This window comes from Saccharopolyspora sp. NPDC002376 (genome assembly GCF_053593195.1).
The window spans coordinates 1-18,658 of the sequence record NZ_JBSFBZ010000091.1 but is presented as its reverse complement, the minus strand read 5'-3'; the positions used below and the strand labels follow the sequence as shown (position 1 = coordinate 18,658).

The window sequence follows — 18,658 nt, the reverse complement described above, 5'->3', positions numbered from 1 at the left end:
AGCCCGTTTGCCGTGTATTGGACATACATAAAAACGGGATCCCGCAGCCAGGCGGCGTCTGAGGTTCCGCCACCCGCACCGCCACGCAAAACGAGGATGGAAAACCTCAGTGCCCGGTCACGGTTCGTTCGCGTTCGCCAGCAGCACGTCGACCAGTCCGCCGATGTCCTGCACCCCGGCGAAGCTCTCCGCCTGCAGCTCCAGCCCGATGGCGTCGAGCGATCCGACGACCACGTCCATCCGGTCCAGCGAGTCGCAGCCCAGGTCGGTCATGCTGCGGTCCTCGCAGATCTCGGCCGGGTCGATGTCCGAGCGCACCGACAGGATGGTTCCGCGCACCACCGCGAAGACCTCTTCCCTGGTCAGCACGGCATCCCCTACGCGTTCGCGGCGAGGTGTTTGACGAACGCCTCGGGCGTGCCGTGCTCGTAGAGGGATTCGACTGTCTCGGCGACGCCGAGCTCGGTCTTGAGCATCGCGACGTACTCCACCGCGAGGATGGAATCCAGGCCCAGCTCGGTGAAGCTGGTCGCCACATCGATCTTGCTCACCTCCACGTAGAGCACCTCGGCCAGCAACGCCAGCGCTGTGCTCTCCACGGAAGTCTTGGTCTCGCCGCTCATCCGGTTCTCCCCGCTTTCCACTAGCGTTTGATTCCTTCGTTGCGACCCTCGACATGCCCGGCCGACGCGGGCCGCCGCAAGCGCGCAGCGCTTAACCCACCTACTGCGCTTGCACCGCCACGCAAAACGAGCCTGGAATCGATTCTTCAGTTCCCGCCCTGCCACCTGATCGCGGCGCAGGCCGACAGCTCCCCCGCCCCGGCGAATCCGGCGAGCACCACCAGCGATCCGGGCGCGATCCGGTCGGCCCGCAGCGCGTGGTCGAGGCTGACCGGCACGCCGGCGCCGAAGAGGTTCCCGTAGGAGTCGAAGGTGTCGAAGTGCTTGGCCGGGTCGATTCCCAGGTCCCGCGACCAGTTCCGCAGCAGCAGCCGGTTCGGTTGGTTGGTGATCAGCAGATCGACGTCGGCGACGTCGTGCCCGATGCGGCTGAGCACCTCGCGGACCACCTCGGGCACGATCTTGGTGCCGCGTTCGACGACGTTCTGCGCCTTGGTGTTGTCGAACCCGACGTCCATCTCCGCGGTGCCCGGTTCCCAGTACAACCGGCCGTCGGCGAGGGTGATGTTGACATCCGGCGCGAACTCCGGGTGGTGCTGCACCTTCGTGGCCAGGATCGGCGATTCCTCCGATGCTGCCACCAGCGCCACCGCCGCGCCGTCGCCCGGCACCGACGCGTGCGCGGAGGTCCGCACGCCGGGCTGGGTGAAGATCTTGCCCACGTTCTGCGACACGCACAGCAGAGCGGTCCTGGCCCCCTGCTCCTGGAGCATCTTGCGCGCCAGGTCGAGCATGTGCGGGAAAACCACGCAGTGTCCATTGTGTAGGTCCACTATGGACTCCGGTTGCGCGCCGAGCCGTCGTGCTACCTCCGCGCCCGAGCCCAGGAATGGCACGTCCGGGAGCGCGTTGTAGGTGATCAGGACGTCAACGTCGCGGAGCACACCGGTTCCGTGCCGCTCGGCCAACGCGTGCGCGGCCTGCTCGATGAGGTCGGCCCCGGTCTGCTCCCGCGAGGCGTACCGGCGGAACTCCGGGGCCCGGAACATCGGGTTGCGCAGCAGCGGGTCGTCCGGCCGCGAGTGCTGCTCGAAGTACTCGCGACCGACCTGGTTCGGCGGCTGGTAGCTGGCGACGTCGATCAGGCTGACCGGCTTCACCGCGCGACCCCCGGGACGATCGGGATTCCGTTGCGGTGCCGGTGTTCGAGGATGGCCTTGGTGTTGTCCATCTCGATCCGGTGGCCGGCGTTGAAGTACCGCCACAGCTCACCGACCCACACCCGGTCCGGGCCGGGCACCTTCTCCGGGTACGGGTTCTCGGCGTAGTACGGGTGGTGGCAGTTGGTCATCATCACCACCGACCCCGGCTTCTTGAGCACCAGCTCGGCGGGCAGGACGCGGAAGAGGTAGATCATCCACAGCTCCTCGCCCTGGTCCCAGGCGGCGTGGTAGTCGATGGTCATCGCGTCCGGGTTGGACTCGATGCGCAGGAAGATCCGGGTCATCTCGTCCACCCGGTCCCAGCCCACGTGCAGCCCGGTGTCGTCGACCGGCTGCAGTCCCCGCACGCTGAAGGTGTACTCCTCCTGGCTATGCACGTCGGCCAGGTAGTCGAACACGTCGCGGGGCGGGCAGTCGATGTAGGTGTGCAGGGTGCAGAAGTCCCCGTAGACCTCCTCGTGCGGGTAGGAGTCCTTGGTGGTCTTCTTCGCCTGCTCGACGATCTCGGCCATGGACCGGGTCTCGCAGCGGGCCAGCCCTGGGATCTCGGCCAGTTCTTCGTCGGAAACCCTCACTTCGGCGATGTCCTCTCGGTCGATTCAGTCGGCACGAACGGCAGGTAGGGCGGCATCTCGTCGGGGCGCATCTCGACCGACACCAGCGACGGACCGGGGGTATCGGTGCTCGCGGCCAGGAAGGCCCGCAGCTCGTCGAGGGTCCGGACGGTCCGCGCCCGGATGGACGGGAACATCGCGGCGATCCCCGCACCGATGTCGCTGTCCCGGAAGGCGTTGTAGGTGTGTCCGCCGCCGTAGAACAGCTCCTCGCGCGACTTGCAGGCCGCGTGCGAGTTGTTGTTGAAGATCACGAAGGTGACCGGCAGGTCGTGCTCGACCGCGGTGTGCACCTCCATGCCGTGCATGTAGAACGAGCCGTCGCCGGCCAGCACGAAGGTGCGCCGCCCGGTGGCGAACGCCGCGCCGAGTCCGGCGCCGAAGCTGAAGCCCATGCCGCCCATGCCCAGTGCGAGCAGGTAGCGACCGCGGGCGGGCGCCGGGAGGAAGTGCAGGACGCCGCACCCGGTGTTGCCCGCGTCGGAGACCACTACCGCGTCGTCCGGCACGGCATCCGCGATCGTCCCGACGACCTCTCGCAACGCGATCCGGTCGCCTTCGGTCCGCTCGTGCGGCAGGAAATCCAGCCCGTCGTGGGGCGGTGTTGCCGGTGGCTCCCCGGACAGCTGCTGTGCGGCCAACCGCAAGCTGGCTCGCAGCTCACCAGTTTCGAGCAGCGCCTCGTCGCCGACGTGGGGAGCCTGCCGGTCGAAGCAGACGATCTCCGTGCCCTCCAACGAAGTTTCCAGCCCGGCTCGAGCCACTTGCGGAAACCTCGTGCCCACCAGGACGAGAGTCCGCGCGCGATCCAGGCAGTGCCGCACGCTGGGATGCCCGTTCGCGCCGGCCACCCCGACGAACCGCGGGTCGTGGTTGTCGAAGACGTCCTTGGCGTCCGGCTCCACCGCGACCCACGCGCCGAGGCTCGCAGCCAAGCGAGCCAGCTCCGCACGCGCGTCCGCGCGCACCACGCCCGAACCGGCCACGATCAACGTCGGCCCGCCGCTCCGAGCGGATTCCAGCGCCCGCAGCACCTGCTCGTCGAGTTCGCCGGACTCCTCGGCCTCGACCGGGAGATCCACCGGCTCCAGCTCGGTCAACGCCTGTTGGACGTCCTTCGGGATCAGCAGAACCGCAGGCCCGCGCTCGCGCTCGGCTATGTGCATCGCGCGCGGCAGCAGGTCGGCGATCTCGTCCGGTTTCTCCACCCGAGCGCAGAACCGCGAGACCGCGGCGAACAGTGCCGGACCGTTCAGCGAGCCGTTGAGCCCGCTCTGGTCCTGGAACGCACCGCGTCCCTCCAGCGAGGTCGGCGGCTGTCCGATCAGGGCGAGCAGCGGGACCCCGGACGCGTAAGCCTCTCCGAGCGCCGGAACGAGGTTGAGCGCCCCACCGCCGGAGGTAGCCGCGACCACGGCCAGGCGGTTGCTCGCCCGGTGGTAGCCCTCGGCCATCGCCCCAGCGGAGAACTCGTGCTTCCCGACGATCCCCGCCACCCGCCCGGAGCCGTGGGAGATCGCGTCGTAGAGGTCTTCGACGTTGGCCCCGTGCACGCCGAAGACGTGCCGCACACCAGCGGAATCGAGGTGGTCGACGATGCGGTCCACGACCCGCTTGCGCTCAGCGTCCGGCATTGACCACCTCCGCGAGAATCCCCAAACCCTGCTCGATCTCGGCGTGCGTCGCGGTCACCCCGATGCGCATCGAGCGGCGCGCGTGCGGCTCACCGTGCAGGTGCGGCAGGTAGAACGGAGCGGACGGGGCGATGAGCACGCCGCGGTCCTTCAGCTCGTAGAACAACTCCGAAGTGGACGTCTTGAGCTCCGGCAGGTGCAACCAGCGGAACTGCCCGCCGTCGGAGGCGTGCAGCCAGAAAGGCACCCGCAGCCGCTCGTCCAGGACTTCCCGGATGAGCTGATGTCGCTGCCGGTAGCTCTCGCGCAGATCGCGGTGGCACAGCTCGAGGTACCGGTCGTCGCGCAGCAGGATCAGCACGGCCAGCTGCACCAGCTGCGGCGGGAACGTGGCGACCTGCGCCTGGAACCCGCCGAACAGCTCGATCAGCGGTTCCGGTGCGATCACGAAACCCAACCGCTCACCGGCCAGCGCGGCCTTCGAGAAGCTCTGGACCAGCACCACGTTGTCCGCCCACGGCATCCCGAGCTCGCGGAAGGCCAGCCCGGGAACCACCGGGGCGTAAGCGTTGTCGACCACCAGCAGGGCACCGACCGCGGCGCATTCCCGGGTCAGTTCGGCCAGCGCCTCGTCGGAGATTACGTTCCCGGCGGGGTTGCTGGGGCGCGAGACCACGACCGCACCGACATCACTGCTCAGAGCGCCGCGCGGCGGGACGTAGCGGAACTCGTCGTCACCCTCGCGCACCACCTCGGCTGGCACCATGTCGTAGGCAACGTCGCGGTGCGTCAGGTACCCGGGGTACTCCGGCCCGAACAGCACCACCTTCCGGCCCCGGTCGGCCATCAGCTCCGAGATGTAGTGGAAGGCGGCTTGCGCGCCGGGCGTGATCAGCACGTTCGAACCCGACACCGGCAGCGAGAACCGCTCGGCGTAGAGGCCCGCGAGCCGCTCGCGCAGTTCCGCGTCCCCGTGCACGCCGTGATACCGGGTGACGCGGCTGGTGAAGCTCGGATCCGACACGGCTGCGCGGAAGGCCTCACGCACGGCATCGGAGATCGCGGGCAGCTCCAGCGGCATGCCGGTCGCCAGGTTGTGCCAGCCCTGGTCGACGGCCAGCAGGTACGGGACGACGTCCTGCCACTTCTCGATCGGTGGGGCGCTGACCGCGGTCATGAGCGGGCCCCGTCCCGGTAGCGGTCAGCGATCCCGCCCGGCAGGTCGAGCCGGCCGATCGGCGAGTAGTCGTAGCGGTCCACCGGGTCCTGCGAGGGCGAGACGATCAGCTCGTTGGCCCCGGCGACGTGCGAGGTGATCTCCTCGCTGGCGAACAGGTAGCCGATGCCGTCGACGAAGGTGCAGCCCAGATCCGTCAGGTTCATCCGCGCACCGTCCACTGTGACCAGTCCGAGGTCGCGAAGCCTGCCGATCTCGGGGGCGAACAGCTCCCCCGCGTCGATGCCGTAGCGCTGCTGCAGCACGTCGAAGTTCACGCCGCCGGAACGGATGCCGAACATGATCGCGCGGCGCACCCGCTCCTCGTCGGGCAACGTGTGCCCCCGCCATACCGGTGCCTTGCCCACGCCGATGGCGTCCATGTACTGCTGGTTGTCGCACACGTTGTAGTACTGGGTGCCGCCGATGTAGCCGAAGCCGCTGACCCCGAGCGCGACCAGGTTGTCCTCCTCGATGGAGTCGAACTTGTTCTGCTGCTGCTGGGAGTGCACCTTGCCCTTGGCGTAGTAGAAGACCGGCCCGCGCACGAATCCGGCCGCGTTGAGCACGTACTCGGCCATGTAGTGCATGCGCAGGCGGTCGGTCGCGTCCGGGAACAGCTCCGGGTTGCGCATGTACTGGCGGGTGATCGGGTCGGACCGCTTGAACATCAGCGGGAAGATGTTGAACTTCTCGATGCCGGCGGCCATCAGCTCGGTGATCGTGTCGTACCAGTTGCGCAGGTTCTGCAGCGGCAGCCCGAAGATCAGGTCGACGTTGAGGTTGTGGATGTCGCGCTGCTCCAGCAGCTCCAGCAACCGGTAGACCTCGGCCCGGCCGTGCCCGCGGTTGAGCTTGGTCAGCACGTCCTCGTCCATCGACTGGATGCCGAAGACCCAGCGGTTGACCCCGCCGGCGGCGATGGCGTCCAGCCGGTCCTCGTAGTCGGGCTGGCGCACCACTCCGGGGTGCAGCTCGAAGGTGATCTCGGTTTCCGGCCGGGTCCGGACGTTCTTCCACAGGTGCTCGAACAGCCGGGAGATCTGCGGCGCCTTCAGGTAGGACGGCGTGCCGCCGCCGAAGTAGATCGACGAAGCGTTCAACCCCTCCGGCGACTCGGCCGAAACCCGTTGCTGCACCGCGGAGATGTCGTCCAGCAACGCCTCCACGTAGCGGTCCACCCAGGAGTCCGCGGCGTTGATCTCTTTGTAGAAGTGGCAGAACGTGCAGTACTGCTCGCAGAACGGGATGTGCAGGTAGACGTTCTGGGAGCTGGTGACGTCCCGGAACACCTCGTGCTCGTCGATGTCGTGCAGGAACTTCAGCGGTGGGTAGGTGCCGACCAGGTAGTACTCCAGCGGCGTGCGGTACACGCCCGCGGCGCGCAGGTCGTCCAGAGCGATCGCGCGCACCTGCTGGTCGGCGTACTCCACCGCCTCGGCGAAGCTGGGCAGAATTCGGTCGCCGCGCGCACCCGGAGCGCTCGGCTGATTCGGTTCCCGCACTGGGTCTCTCCTCCGGCCAGGTCGCCCAGGCCTGTCTGCGTGTCGACTCCCGAACGTCAAGGACGGCAAAACCACGCCTTGACACTTCTGCGGAACTGGAATCCGCGTTGCTACTGTCGACGCACCGCGTTTCACACTATTACCAGTACGCGTTTCAACATTCGTCACGACAAATGCCATCGCCCGCGTTCTAGCACCGCGCTGCGCCATTCCATCGGCCGAACGGACTAATTCATCCCGAACCGCCGAATCGTACGAGTTCGAAACTTCTCCACCTCGGACAAGAAACCCCCAGAAACCTGAACAAAGATTGGCATCAATCCAGGACGGAGGACGATAACCCCAGTTCACGGGCACACTCGTCCGCCGTCGCTCATCAGTCCCCATGGTTCCGCGACCGCCGACCATCGATTTCGTCCAAAGGCGAACTACCGGTCGGCGCGGGCGCTGGAATCAGCCCCCGCAGCAGCTCATCAACATCCAGAAGCCTATGCGCGCCTTCTCGTGATAGTCAACAAGGATTGCGAACACACCCCGCGACCGGGCAATCTTCCTCCCGTTCTTGACAGTCGGACCGTTCACTCGGCAGTGTGAACGAGCCGCGTGATCTGGTCGTGACCTGAGCGTGCGGACTTCGCCGGACGCATTCGAGCTGTCCGGATCAATCGCGTGGGGACAAGGGAGCTATACGTGGATCCAAGCCGTTCCGGCGCCGGCTGTCCCGTGTCGCGGATCGCGGAGGAATTCGACCCGTTCAGCGACGCCTACCAGGAAGATCCGGCGGCGCTGCTCGCACCGGCGCGCGCCCGGGAACCCGTTTTCTACAGCCCGGAGCTCGACCACTGGGTGGTGACCCGGTACCGCGACGTCAAGGAGTTCTTCCGCGACACCAAGAGGTTCTCGGCCTCGAACGCGCTGGAGCCGATCACCCCGCTGGGAGAGAAGGCGCGCGCTCGGCTGGCGGAGTACGACTTCGCACCCGGTCCGGTCCTGGTCAACGAGGACGAACCGGTGCACATGCGGCGCCGCAAGCGCCTCGCACCGCCGCTCGCCGCCGACGAGGTGGCCAAGCTCGAGGGCCGCGTCCGAGACCTGGTCAGCAGCTACGTCGACGCGTTCGTCACCCGCGGCACCGCTGACCTCATCGACGACCTGCTGTGGGAGGTCCCGGCGATCGTCGGCCTGCTGGTGTGCGGTGTGCCGGACGAGGACATCGACCGGGCCCGGCACTACACCATCAAGATGGGCATGTTCACCTGGGGAAAGCCGACCGAGGAGCACCAGGTCGAGATCGCCGACCAGGTCGGCCAGTGGTGGCAGCTGTCCGGGCAGCTGGTGGACCGGCTCAAGCGCGAGGGCGGCCAGGGATGGGTGCCCACCGCCATCGACGTGCACCGCGACGACCCGGAGCTGGTCGACGACAACCACCTGCAGAACATGATGATGAGCGGCCTGGTCGCCGCCCACGAGACGACCACCAACGCCACCGCGAACGCACTGCGATTCCTGCTGTCCCAACGGGATTCGTGGGAGGAGCTGTGCGCGGACCCGGCGCTGATCCCGAACGCGGTCGAGGAGTGCCTGCGCTTCCGCGCATCAGTGCAGTGCTGGCGGCGCAAGGCGCTGGTGGACGTCGAAGTCGACGGCGTCACCATCCCGGCTGGCAGCCGCGTGCTGCTGGTGATCGGCTCGGGCAACCACGACGAGACCGTCTTCGGAAACCCGCACGAACTCGACATCCACCGGCCGAACGCCAAGCGCCACCTCGCCTTCGGCATGGGCGCGCACGCGTGCATCGGTGCCCCGCTGGCCCGGCTGGAGATGCGGATCATCCTCGAAGAACTCACCCACCGGCTGCCGCACATGCGGCTGGTCGACGGCCAGGACTTCGGCTACCTGCACAACGCGTCCTTCCACGGCCCGCGCCACCTGCGCGTCGAGTGGGAGCCCGCGGACAACCCCGTCGACGCCTGACCTTCCCGCGGCAACCCCGCACCCTTCCTGAAACCCCCGGCCGCACAACGAAGTCCGGGCGTTCGGACATCACACGAGGAGCATCATGGCAGCACGTATCGCGGTCGTCGGTGGCGGCGTCGGCGGGTTGAGCAGCGCGATCCTGCTGGCCCGCCGCGGATTCGAGGTGGAGGTCTTCGAACGCGACACTCCCCCGCCCGCCGACCTGGCCGACGTGCAGAGCTGGCCGCGACCCGGCGCACCGCAGTCCCACCACCCGCACGTCTACCTGGGCCTGTTCCGCCGCCTGCTGCGGGAGAACCTGCCCGACGTGCTGCGGGACATGCACGACCACGGCGTGGACGAGCTGCCGTTCAGCGGGATTCGAGGCCCCGTCGAGCCGGGTGACGAGGACCTGGTGATGATGGCGGCACGGCGCAACACACTGGAGTGGGCACTGCACCGCGCAGTGTCCGGGGAAAGCCGGATTCGGCTCCACTCGGGCGTTTCCGTGCAGCTCGCCGAGCCGGTGGACGGTGTGCTCACCGGAGTGCGCACCGCCGCGGGTGTCGTGAACTTCGACGTCGTCATCGACGCGACGGGTGCGCGCTCCAAGGTCGGTCAGCAATACCTGGAAACGGTGTCGGAAGCCGAGTGCGGCAAGGTCTACAACAGTCGCTTCTACGCGCTGCGCGACGGAGTCCAGCGGCCGCCGCTGGAGCACGGTTCGGTCACCGTCGTCGACGGGCTCGGCTACGGCGCGGCGCTTTTCGCCCACGACTGCGGGGTTTTCTCCATCGACATAGGCCGGTTGCCGGAGGACGAGGCGCTGAAGAAGCTGCGCGATCCGGACGCCTTCGACCGCGTGGTGGCGCTGTTCGACAAGTTCGAGCCGTGGTTCGCCGACGGCAAGGCCTCGCCGATCAGCGAAGTGGTACCGATGGCCGGGCTGCGCAACGTGCTGCGCACCCTCAAACCCGACGCGCCGAAGGGCTACTTCCCGCTCGGCGACCGGGTGTGCCTGACGGACCCGACTTTCGGCCGCGGCCTGGCGCTGGCCCTCGCGCACGCCGTGCGCCTCACCGAAACTTTCCGCACGGCCGGCGACGACCTGACCAGGCTCAACGCGCAAACCACGTGGGAACAGGTGGAATTCGTCCGCCCCTGGTTCGACGACGTGGTCGTCCAGGACGTGGCGCGCACCTCGCTGTGGCGCGCGGCGGCAAAGGGTGAGTCGTGGCAGGAGCTGCTCGCCGACGCGCCGCCGAACCCGTTCCTGATGATCGACGCGGAGGAGCACGACCCCGAGCTGGGGCTGGCCGCCCGCCGCTACGTGAGCATGCTGACCAGGACCGTAGACACCACCGAGGTGTACGAGCGGATCCAGGCCATCATGGAACTCTCGGAGGCCGGAGAGCAGGCGGCGTCGACTGCGCCTACCTACACCGACGTCCTCGCGGCGCTGGACGCCTGACCCCCGCGCGTCGGCGCTCACCCGCGCCGACGCGCGAAATTCCCTTACAGCAACCCGGATCAGCCCTGAGCGGCACCGGTGACACTTCGAACGACCACGTCGGCCGCCCCGGCCGGCTGCGAGAGGACGATGGAATGCACGCACTGCTCGGAGCGACCGGCCTGGTCGGCGGACAGGTGGCGGCAGCGCTGCGCAGACGGCGCCTCGCAGTGCGCGCGCTGGTCCGCGATGCCGGCCGCGGCCGGGAACTCGAGGAGCTGGGCTGCGAGCTGGCGGTCGCGGACATCGACGACGTCGACACGCTGGTCGCCGCCTGGACCGGGGTGGACAGCGCGTTCGTCATGCTGCCGACCTACTACGACTCCGCGGACGTCCTCGCCACCTACGACCAGCAGATCGACAAGATCGTCCGCGCCCTCGAGATCGCCAAACCGCCACACGTGGTGGCGTTGTCCGCGGAAGGCTCGGAGATCCCGGAGGGCACTGGGCTGATCCTCACCACGCGAGCGTTCGAGACTGCGCTGCGCGGCACCGGGTTGCCGACCACGGTCGTGCGCTGCCCGCTGTTCATGGAGAACTTCCGCTACGCGGTCGAACCCGCCCGCGAGCACGGCATCCTCCCCAGCTTCCTCGTCCCGCTCGACCGCGAGCACCGCATGGTCTCGGCGGTCGACGTCGGCGAGGCGATCGCGGACGCCCTCGCCGACCCGGCGGATGCCCCGCGGACCAGGTTCGTCTCCGCCCCGCGCGAGTACTCCCCCGCCGACATCGCCAAGACGCTTTCGTCCCTGCTGGACCGACACGTCGAGGCGGTCGAGGTGCCGCGCAGCGAATGGCACGACCAGATGACCGGCATCTCGGGTTGCAGCGCCGATGCAGCCCGCCTGCTCACCGACATGTACGACAGCTTCAACGCGGGCAAGCTCGGCGTCGAACCCGGAGCGGGCAAGGAGATCACCGGCCCCACCACCCTCGAAGCAGCCCTCGCCCACGTCCTCACCTGACCGCCCAGCGTGGTCAGGTCTGCGGGAACACGAGGCATCGAGACTTTCGAGGCGCAGGGCTGCAAGCGGTGTCACGCGGTCGAATGCGCCATCAACGAATGGCTCCGGCTCGTGAAGCACGGGTCGGCCGGTGGAGAGCTCGTAGCGCGAGGCCGAAAGCGGTGACCAGCAGCGCCGTACCTGCCAGTGCGAAAGCCGTTGCCACGACTGGCGCGGTGCTCACGGGCAGCGGTCGGATTCCGGCGAGCACCTCCACGACCACGACGCCGGCGAAGAGCACGTACCCGGAGCTGGCGAGCCGGACGAGGGCGAGGCGGAATCGTTCAGGGCGCTCGGCGAACGACAGCATCCAGGCCAGGAACGGCAGAACGAGCACGCCGTGCATGGTGGCGGCGTGCCCGGGCTTGATACCGGCGGTGAAGGCGAACGCGCCGTCGACGTCACCGCCGATGCGGGAGATGAGCATGCCGCGGGCGAGCATGTACACCCCGAGCGCGAGCGCGACCATCAGCGACGCGAAGCCGACGCGCAGGGCCAACCGCATGCTGGGCGGGATGTCGGGTGCGGGGCGCCACGCCAAGACGGTCGCCGTGGCCAGCGTGGTGATGAGGGCCACCGCGCCACCTGCGGCTCCCACGGCGAGCAATCCCGCACCAGCGCCGGTGACCCCGAAGTGCGACGGCAGGCCCCGCCACGCCTGCACGGTGATCATGCCGACCTCCACGGAGCAGGCGAACGCGAACGCGGCGAGCAACACCGCCCGGGTGCGGGAACGCATCGCCGCGAACGAGAGCACCCAGGTCACTGTGGCCAACGTCAGCCCGAAGGACAGACCGAAGGTGGCCGGCTTGCGCCACGACACCGGCCCGCTCCAGGAACCGCCGGTCATGAGCAGGACGCCGAGGTGGAACAGGCCGCTGGAGATCAAGACCGCGGCGAGCAGGTAGCAAGCGCGCTCGGTCCGGGTTCGGCGCAGGACCGCGGCGGCGAGCGAGCGTGCCATCCTCGCTCCCGCTGGCCCGGCCGTCGCGGCTGCGGATTCCGCCGTCGTCGGCGCGGTGCTGCGCCCTCGATCGTTGCTCGACATGTCCTTCTCCCCTGCTGGTTCGCACGAGCGGCCCGCAACCGAGGTCACGGCCGGTGTACCTGGGTCACTGTTGGCGTGACCGGCGAGTGCGCGGCAACGTCACGGCGGCGAACACCAACCAGATGAGCCCGCCGAAGCGAACGACCGGCACCAAGTAGGCGAAGCCGTCGACGAGCAGGGCGAGCGAGGAGAGCACCCCAGCGGCGGCGAGCACGAGTCCTGCCCAGCTCACGGCGCGCGGCAACAGCCCGGCGAGCAGTCCTGGCACCGAAACGCCGGCCATGAGCAGAGCGAACATCACCGAGTAGGCCGGGCCACCGGCGAGGAACGAAAGATCGGCCAAGGCGCGGGCCAGTGCCGGGCCGGTGTCTGCCGACAGCCGGCTGCTGCTCCAGCTGAACATCGCGCTGAGCACCAAGGCGTTGGCGGCCAGCAATCCACCGGCGAGGGTGATCGCCGAGCCGGGCGCGGTGATGCCCAGCGCCCGCAGCCGCCGGTACAGCACCGCAGCTGTCAGCGCCAGCGGCACCCCGGAAGCGAACAGCAGGAAGGCGCCGAGCTCGATGGTGGCGCTGTGGCCCTGGACGTAGTCGAGGACCTCCAGCCCTGACGCGCCAGGGTGCGGCGTGGATCTGTTGACGACGACGTAGGCGATGGTCAGCACGGCGAGGGCCAGTACCGGCGCCAGCAGTGGTGGGCCGCTCTGAGGGCGACGCGCGGAGCGTTCGGTGCGCTGCGCCGCAGGGGTGGCTGTCATGACATCTCCTCCAGCGTCCATGTACAGCCTAGAATGATTACAAATCAGAACGATTGTCAAGCCGCTATCGTTTGAGGCGAGCACGTTCAGGAGCACGCGGCGCAGCGCCTCTGCGGGGAAGCCACAGCGCGCGAAGAGCAAGTCAGCGCAGGATTCACCACGTCCCGACGTCGTAAGCGGTACCGCCGGCGATGGCCCGGAACTCGTCCGGGTTGGCCACGTCGTGGATGGCTGCGATGCGGCCTTCCACGTCAAGATCAGAGGTGGCGGTGGCGATCACGCGGCCCGTCGCTCAACGGCTGCTGGTCAGGTCCTGACGGATTTGTATCCGGGGTGCACACCGGGCGAGAGACCCTGGTCGCCGGCGATCCGACCGAGCAGCGCTGCGAGCTGTTCACGCTCGCCATCCGTGAGCGTCCGGCACAGCACGTCCTCGCTGCGGCGAGCGGCAATGCCCAACTTCCCCAGCACTTCCAAGCCCTGCTCGGTCAGGTGGAGCGCGTGCAGGCGGCGGTCGTCCGGGTTGCGGCGGCGTTCGATCAGCCCGCGTTCCTCCAGCTTGTCGGCGAACTGCACGAACCGGCTCGGTGGCATGCCCAGGTTGTCGGCGAGTTCGCGTTGGCTGCGACCCGGCTTCCTGGCCAGCATCCAGAGCAGCCCCGCTTGAGGCGGCGTGAGGTCCAGGTCCTCGATGCCCGAAGCGAAATTGGCGGCCGCATGCGTTCCCAGCTGCGCCAACAAGAATCCGACCCCGCTCGGCAGCCGGTGCGGCTCCTGCTTCTTGCCCATGCAAGCATGGTAGACGATCTGTAAACTATATACCGATGGTAATCATTGCCATAGATTAATAATTACAATAGAGAACGGTGAGCGCCTTGCCAGCGCTGGCGTAGCCGGCGGTCGTGGCTGACGATCACGAGTGCTCCGCGGTAGTCGGTTAAGGCGGTTTCCAGCTCCTCGACGAGGTCGGGCGACAGGTGGTTGGTGGGCTCGTCGAGCAGCAGCACGTCCGACGGCTCGCTGACCAGCCGCGCCAGTGCGAGCCGCTGCCGCTGGCCGGCGGACAGGTTCTCCACGCGCGTCGTGAACTGGGCGCTGGTGAAAAGCCCCAAGGACAGCAGCCGTTCCGCGTGCTCGGTGGTTTGTCCGGGGCGTCCGCAGGCGAAAGCGGCCAGCAGCGTCTCGCCAGGCACGGCGGGGCCCGGTTCCTGCGCGAGATAACCGATCCTGCCGCTGCGTGTGACGGTGCCGCGGTCCGGAGCGAGTTCCCCGGCCAGCACGCGCAGGAAGGTGGTCTTGCCCGCGCCGTTCGGGCCGGTGATCAGCAGGCGGTCCCCCGCGGCGAGCGTGATACTGGTCTGCTCGAGCCGACCCGCGACAGCGATGTCGGTCGCGTCGAGGACAGCCCCGCGCACACCGCCGGCCTGCGGTGTGACCGTGAAGCTCAGTCGTTCCGGTGGCGGCGGCACCGGGTCCGCGAGCAGGCGGCGCAGCCGTTCCTCGGCGTTGCGGACCCGGCTGGCCAGCGACCGCTGCACCCGACCGCCTGCCCGGTCGTAGGCCATCTTGTTGTTGTCCTGCATCGCCCGGCCCGGAGCGACGTTGCGCGCGCTGGTCGCCGCGACCTCCCGGAGCCGGTCGGTTTCGGCCTCCCACTGCGCGCGGGCCTGGACCCACCGCTCCCGCGCTGCCGCCTTCTCCGCGCGGAAACCCGCGTAACCGTTGCCGTACCGGACGACGCGATGCCGGTCCGCGTCGACCTCGAGCAGGCTGGTCGCGACTCGCTCGAGGAAAACCCGGTCGTGGGACACCGCCACCGTGGTGCCGCGCCGGGCGCGCAGGTGCTGCTCCAGCCAGCTCAGTGCGTCGTCATCCAGGTGGTTGGTCGGCTCGTCCAGCAGCAACACCTCGGGCCCGGCCGCCAGCACAGCGGCCAGGCGCAACCGGACCTGCTCGCCACCGGACAGCCCTCCGACCGTGCGGTCGCGGGCGACCAGCCCGAGCCCCAGACCGTGCAGCGCCCGTTCCACCCGGGCGTCGGCGTCGTAGCCGCCCCGCAGTTCGAAGGCGGTCGTCAGCTCGCCGTACTCGGCCAACCCGGCTTCATCGCCCGCAGCCATCGCGACTTCCAGACCGCGCATCCGCTGCTCGATCGCGCGCAGTTCGCCCAAGGCGCGGTCGATGACGAGCTGGACGGTCAGCTGCGGTGGCAGCCGCTCGTCCTGCGCGAGGTATCCGACACCGCCGTCAGCGCGGACGACGACCTCTCCCCCGTTGGGACGCTCACGTCCGGCGAACAAGCGCAGCAGGGTGGACTTCCCGGACCCGTTCTCGCCGATGATCCCGGTGCGCTCACCCGCGGCGAGCGAGCAGGTCACCGCGTCGAGGACGGGCCTGCCGTGGAAGGACTTGCTGACCGCGAGCGCGGTGATCTGCGTTGACATGCACGAACTCCGAAGCATTCGAGGGCGACGCGGTCATCGGGGACCGCAGGGCGGGACGAACGCTTCGAAGGAGCATCGGCGACCTCACTAGTGCGACGACTGTTGCATTAAGATAGAACCACGGCTTCACCCCACGAGCAACCGGATTTCCGACGATGAGTTCCACACCTGCCCAGCCCCGGCCCGGCGGCCGCACCGCCCGCATCCGCTCCCAAGTACTCGACGCAGTCCGCGCGGAGCTGACCGAACACGGCTACGACGCGCTCACCGTGGACGCCGTCGCCGCCCGAGCGGGCGTGCACCGCGCCACCGTGTACCGCAGATGGCGCGATGTCGGCGGCCTGGTCACCGACGTCTTCGACGCAGCCACCGACGACGACTGGCGCCCCCGCGACACCGGCTCGCTGCGCGCCGACCTCGCAGCGCTCAACCACGAGATCCAGGACTCCCTGACCGAGCAGCCGTCGATCGCCGCAGCCCTGATCGCGGTGTCGTTCCGCTCGGAGGAAGCCGCTCACGCCCTGCGGCGGTTGTGGGAAGACCGTTACGAGCGCTGCGAAATCGTCGTCGAGCGAGCGGCCCAGCGCGGCGAGATCCCGTCCGGGATCGACGCACGCGCCCTGCTGATCGCCGCTACCGCACCGCTCTACCACCAGCTGGCACTGCTCCGCACTCCACCTGATCCGCGACTCCCCGACCGCGCGGCCGAAAGCGCCGCGCTCGCCGCAGCCGCCGGCGCCTTCATGGACCAATAACGAAGGGGGTGGTGGTTTCTCGCGAAACCACCACCCCTTTCGGTCATCGACGGGAGAGGACCCACCAGGCCTGGAAGGCCGCGAAGGCGAGGATCACCGCGCCGACCACGCTCGTCACGTGCACGCCGTAGGTGAAGGCGTGCGCCGCCGAGTCACGGAGGGCCGCTGCCTGCTCCACCGGCAATTCACCCGCCACCGACAGCGCGCCACCCAGGGTGTCGCGCACTGTGTCCACAATGGATTCAGGCATGCCGGTCACGTCGACGCGGCCTCGGTAGACCGCCGTCACGACGCTGCCGAGCACCGCAGTCCCCAGCGCTGCACCCAGTTCGTAGCCGGTTTCCGAGATCGCCGATGCCGCACCGGCGTTCTCGGGGGTAGCCGTGTTCATGATCGCGTCGTTGGTCGCCGTTTCAGCGATGCCCGCGCCGAGGCCGACCACCATGAACGCCACCACGACCAGCCACCCACCGTCCTTCAGCGGGAGCAGCACCATCAGCAGGTAGCCCAGTGCCGTCGCGAACATCGCCGCGCCCAGCAGTTCGGCCAAGCGGATCCGGCGGATCAGGCGGACCGCCACCAGCGAGCCGACCACCGACAGCGCGATGCCCGGCAGCAGCACCAGGCCCGCGCGCAGCGGCGTCATGCCCAGGACGAGCTGGAGGTACTGGGTCATGAAGAACAGCCCGCCGACCATCACGAACACCGCCAGCAGGTTGCTGGCCACCGCAACGCTGAATCGCGGTTTGGTGAACAGACCCAGATCGAGCATCGGGTGTTCCAATCGGCGCTGCCGGCGCACGAACACGTACCCGGTGACCAACGCGACCACCGCGGCGGGCAGTGCCAGCGACCCGCCACCGGCGAACTCCTTGACGCCGAAGACCAGTGCCAACATGGCCAGCAGCGAGAGCCCCGCGCTGGGCAGGTCGTAGCGACCCGGTTGCGGGTTGCGCGATTCCGGGATCACCAGCGGGCCGACGATCAGCAGCAGCACCATCACCGGCAAGTTGATCAGGAACACCGATCCCCACCAGAAGTGCTCCAGCAACAGCCCGCCCAGCAGCGGACCGAACGCGGCACCACCAGCGAAGGTCGCCGTCCAGGCGGCGATCGCGGTGGTCCGGGCGCGCGGGTCGGTGAAGATGTTGCGGATCAGCGACAGCGTCGACGGCATCAGCGTCGCACCGGCCACGCCCAGCAACGCGCGCGCGGCGATGAGCAGTTCGGCGTTGGGCGCGAACGCCGCCAGCGCCGAGGCCAGGCCGAATCCGGTCGCACCGATCAGCAGCAGGCGGCGGCGTCCGATCCGGTCGCCGAGGGTGCCCATCGTGACCAGCAGTCCGGCGAGCATCAGCGAGTAGATGTCGACGATCCACAGCAGCTGACCGCCGGTCGGGCGCAGCTCTTCGCTGATGTGCGGCACGGCGAAGCTCAGCACCGTGTTGTCGACGGAGATCAGCAGGACAGGGAGCAGCAGCGCGCCGAGCGCAGTCCACTGACCGCGGGAAGTACGAGGCGATTTCAGGTTGGTCATCTCTACACGGCCTTGGTCAATCTGCACCGTCCAGTCGGTACAGAATCCGTCCAGACGGTATAGTAACCGTCCGGCCGGTATAGTTCAAACCGTGGCAGCTTCCGACACCCGCGACCGCATCCTCGACGCGCTGCAGCGGATCCTGATCCGCAAGGGAACCGCGGCAGTGACCCTCGAATCGGTCGCCGCTGAAGCAGGCGTGTCCAAAGGCGGCCTGCTCTACCACTTCCGCTCCAAGCAGGCCATGCTGCAGGGCCTCACGCTGCGGCTCAGCGAGGACGCCGAAGTCGAGTTCGAGCAGGCCACCAGGGACGGCGTCGACGTCGTCCGGTACTTCCTGGAGACCTCGCTGCCCGGCAGCGACGAGGAGATGGCCCTCTACTGGTCGGTCATCGCCGCGCTGCGCAGTGCCGAAGGCCTCAACGAAGCGGGCGCCGAGGTGCTGGCCCGGGTGTTCGGCCGCTGGTCGGAACTGCTGACCGACTACATCGGCGACCCGGTGCTGGCCGAGATCGTGCGCATGGTCGGCGACGGCCTGTACCTGAGCGCGCTGTCCGGCCTGCCGAACCCCGACCCGGACCTCATCAAGCAGGTCTTCGACCGCCTCTTGCACCAGGTAGCCGAAGCCCGCAACGCCTGACCACCCGAGCCCAGGTCTACGGCACCTTCCAAATTTCCCTAAAGTTGGGAACACACAGCCGTGACCTGGCGGTGTGCAGCGGTGGGATCCAAATTTCCCTAATACTGCAACGGCAGTTCGATTGGTTCGTTGTGGATCATGGTTGTTGTGGTGGTTGATGTTGCTGTTGGGGAGTTGGATGGGTTGTGTGCG

Annotated in this window: 18 protein-coding genes; 5 read left to right on the top strand and 13 right to left on the bottom strand. The window is 68.4% G+C overall.

What is annotated here, in order from left to right; genetic code table 11:
• Positions 1–117: 117 nt before the first annotated feature.
• The 7 genes from ACWCO2_RS34970 to ACWCO2_RS34940 all read right to left on the bottom strand — a co-directional run bounded on the left by ACWCO2_RS34970 (position 118) and on the right by ACWCO2_RS34940 (position 6,815).
• Complete coding sequence (locus ACWCO2_RS34970; protein WP_450132093.1) at positions 118–369, bottom strand: phosphopantetheine-binding protein; 252 nt, start codon at positions 367–369, stop codon at positions 118–120.
• 8 nt (positions 370–377) lie between these two features.
• Positions 378–623, bottom strand: coding sequence for an acyl carrier protein (locus tag ACWCO2_RS34965; protein ID WP_450132092.1), 246 nt, complete (start codon positions 621–623; stop codon positions 378–380).
• 146 nt (positions 624–769) lie between these two features.
• Positions 770–1,783, bottom strand: coding sequence for a 3-oxoacyl-ACP synthase III family protein (locus ACWCO2_RS34960; protein WP_450132091.1), 1,014 nt, complete (start codon positions 1,781–1,783; stop codon positions 770–772).
• Positions 1,780–2,421: an SRPBCC family protein gene (locus tag ACWCO2_RS34955; protein WP_450132090.1), complete on the bottom strand. Its 642-nt coding sequence runs from the start codon at positions 2,419–2,421 to the stop codon at positions 1,780–1,782. Before ACWCO2_RS34955 ends, ACWCO2_RS34960 begins: the two co-directional genes overlap by 4 nt.
• Positions 2,418–4,094: a thiamine pyrophosphate-binding protein gene (locus tag ACWCO2_RS34950; protein WP_450132089.1), complete on the bottom strand. Its 1,677-nt coding sequence runs from the start codon at positions 4,092–4,094 to the stop codon at positions 2,418–2,420. Before ACWCO2_RS34950 ends, ACWCO2_RS34955 begins: the two co-directional genes overlap by 4 nt.
• Entirely contained in the window at positions 4,081–5,271 is a 1,191-nt protein-coding gene (locus ACWCO2_RS34945) for a valine--pyruvate transaminase (protein WP_450132088.1), read from the bottom strand. Before ACWCO2_RS34945 ends, ACWCO2_RS34950 begins: the two co-directional genes overlap by 14 nt.
• On the bottom strand, positions 5,268–6,815 hold the full coding sequence (locus ACWCO2_RS34940) for a coproporphyrinogen-III oxidase family protein (RefSeq protein WP_450132087.1): 1,548 nt from the start codon (positions 6,813–6,815) through the stop codon (positions 5,268–5,270). Before ACWCO2_RS34940 ends, ACWCO2_RS34945 begins: the two co-directional genes overlap by 4 nt.
• A gap of 690 nt (positions 6,816–7,505) precedes the next feature.
• On the opposite strand from ACWCO2_RS34940, the gene ACWCO2_RS34935 reads away from it, so the two are divergent.
• From ACWCO2_RS34935 to ACWCO2_RS34925, 3 genes are all read left to right on the top strand, one after another.
• Positions 7,506–8,789, top strand: a complete 1,284-nt coding sequence (locus ACWCO2_RS34935) for a cytochrome P450 (protein ID WP_450132086.1) — start codon at positions 7,506–7,508, stop codon at positions 8,787–8,789.
• An 85-nt stretch (positions 8,790–8,874) separates the two neighbouring features.
• Entirely contained in the window at positions 8,875–10,242 is a 1,368-nt protein-coding gene (locus ACWCO2_RS34930) for an NAD(P)-binding protein (protein ID WP_450132085.1), read from the top strand.
• A gap of 134 nt (positions 10,243–10,376) precedes the next feature.
• Complete coding sequence (locus tag ACWCO2_RS34925; protein ID WP_450132084.1) at positions 10,377–11,246, top strand: NmrA family NAD(P)-binding protein; 870 nt, start codon at positions 10,377–10,379, stop codon at positions 11,244–11,246.
• A gap of 91 nt (positions 11,247–11,337) precedes the next feature.
• Here the strand turns inward: ACWCO2_RS34925 and ACWCO2_RS34920 are convergent, their stop codons facing one another.
• The 5 genes from ACWCO2_RS34920 to abc-f all read right to left on the bottom strand — a co-directional run bounded on the left by ACWCO2_RS34920 (position 11,338) and on the right by abc-f (position 15,534).
• Positions 11,338–12,333 carry a hypothetical protein gene (locus ACWCO2_RS34920; RefSeq protein WP_450132083.1) on the bottom strand — a complete coding sequence of 332 codons (996 nt, stop codon included), beginning with the start codon at positions 12,331–12,333 and terminating at the stop codon, positions 11,338–11,340.
• Positions 12,334–12,397: 64 nt separating this feature from the next.
• Positions 12,398–13,090 carry a DUF4386 domain-containing protein gene (locus ACWCO2_RS34915; RefSeq protein ID WP_450132082.1) on the bottom strand — a complete coding sequence of 231 codons (693 nt, stop codon included), beginning with the start codon at positions 13,088–13,090 and terminating at the stop codon, positions 12,398–12,400.
• A 154-nt stretch (positions 13,091–13,244) separates the two neighbouring features.
• The gene (locus ACWCO2_RS34910) at positions 13,245–13,370 is read right to left on the bottom strand and encodes a hypothetical protein (RefSeq protein WP_450132081.1); all 126 of its coding nucleotides are present in this window, start codon (positions 13,368–13,370) and stop codon (positions 13,245–13,247) included.
• A 26-nt stretch (positions 13,371–13,396) separates the two neighbouring features.
• A complete protein-coding gene (locus tag ACWCO2_RS34905) occupies positions 13,397–13,879 on the bottom strand; it encodes a MarR family winged helix-turn-helix transcriptional regulator (RefSeq protein WP_450132080.1) in 483 nt (160 codons plus the stop codon).
• 62 nt (positions 13,880–13,941) lie between these two features.
• Positions 13,942–15,534 (bottom strand): ribosomal protection-like ABC-F family protein, encoded by a 1,593-nt coding sequence (gene abc-f / locus ACWCO2_RS34900; RefSeq protein ID WP_450132079.1) that lies wholly within the window; start codon positions 15,532–15,534, stop codon positions 13,942–13,944.
• Positions 15,535–15,689: 155 nt separating this feature from the next.
• On the opposite strand from abc-f, the gene ACWCO2_RS34895 reads away from it, so the two are divergent.
• Complete coding sequence (locus tag ACWCO2_RS34895) at positions 15,690–16,289, top strand: TetR/AcrR family transcriptional regulator (protein WP_450132078.1); 600 nt, start codon at positions 15,690–15,692, stop codon at positions 16,287–16,289.
• Between the two features lie 43 nt (positions 16,290–16,332).
• Here ACWCO2_RS34895 and ACWCO2_RS34890 read toward each other — a convergent pair whose 3' ends face one another.
• Complete coding sequence (locus ACWCO2_RS34890; RefSeq protein WP_450132077.1) at positions 16,333–17,826, bottom strand: MFS transporter; 1,494 nt, start codon at positions 17,824–17,826, stop codon at positions 16,333–16,335.
• Between the two features lie 91 nt (positions 17,827–17,917).
• Between ACWCO2_RS34890 and ACWCO2_RS34885 the strand changes: the two genes are divergently transcribed.
• Positions 17,918–18,466: a TetR/AcrR family transcriptional regulator gene (locus ACWCO2_RS34885; protein ID WP_450132076.1), complete on the top strand. Its 549-nt coding sequence runs from the start codon at positions 17,918–17,920 to the stop codon at positions 18,464–18,466.
• Positions 18,467–18,658: the final 192 nt, after the last annotated feature.

Coding starts and splice junctions, on each gene's coding strand:
- ACWCO2_RS34965 (WP_450132092.1), bottom strand. CDS start 623: ATGAGCGGCGAGACCAAGACTTCCGTGGAGAGCACAGCGCTGGCGTTG.
- ACWCO2_RS34950 (WP_450132089.1), bottom strand. CDS start 4,094: ATGCCGGACGCTGAGCGCAAGCGGGTCGTGGACCGCATCGTCGACCAC.
- ACWCO2_RS34945 (WP_450132088.1), bottom strand. CDS start 5,271: ATGACCGCGGTCAGCGCCCCACCGATCGAGAAGTGGCAGGACGTCGTC.
- ACWCO2_RS34930 (WP_450132085.1), top strand. CDS start 8,875: ATGGCAGCACGTATCGCGGTCGTCGGTGGCGGCGTCGGCGGGTTGAGC.
- ACWCO2_RS34925 (WP_450132084.1), top strand. CDS start 10,377: ATGCACGCACTGCTCGGAGCGACCGGCCTGGTCGGCGGACAGGTGGCG.
- ACWCO2_RS34920 (WP_450132083.1), bottom strand. CDS start 12,333: ATGTCGAGCAACGATCGAGGGCGCAGCACCGCGCCGACGACGGCGGAA.
- ACWCO2_RS34915 (WP_450132082.1), bottom strand. CDS start 13,090: ATGACAGCCACCCCTGCGGCGCAGCGCACCGAACGCTCCGCGCGTCGC.
- ACWCO2_RS34905 (WP_450132080.1), bottom strand. CDS start 13,879: ATGGGCAAGAAGCAGGAGCCGCACCGGCTGCCGAGCGGGGTCGGATTC.
- abc-f (WP_450132079.1), bottom strand. CDS start 15,534: ATGTCAACGCAGATCACCGCGCTCGCGGTCAGCAAGTCCTTCCACGGC.
- ACWCO2_RS34895 (WP_450132078.1), top strand. CDS start 15,690: ATGAGTTCCACACCTGCCCAGCCCCGGCCCGGCGGCCGCACCGCCCGC.
- ACWCO2_RS34890 (WP_450132077.1), bottom strand. CDS start 17,826: ATGACCAACCTGAAATCGCCTCGTACTTCCCGCGGTCAGTGGACTGCG.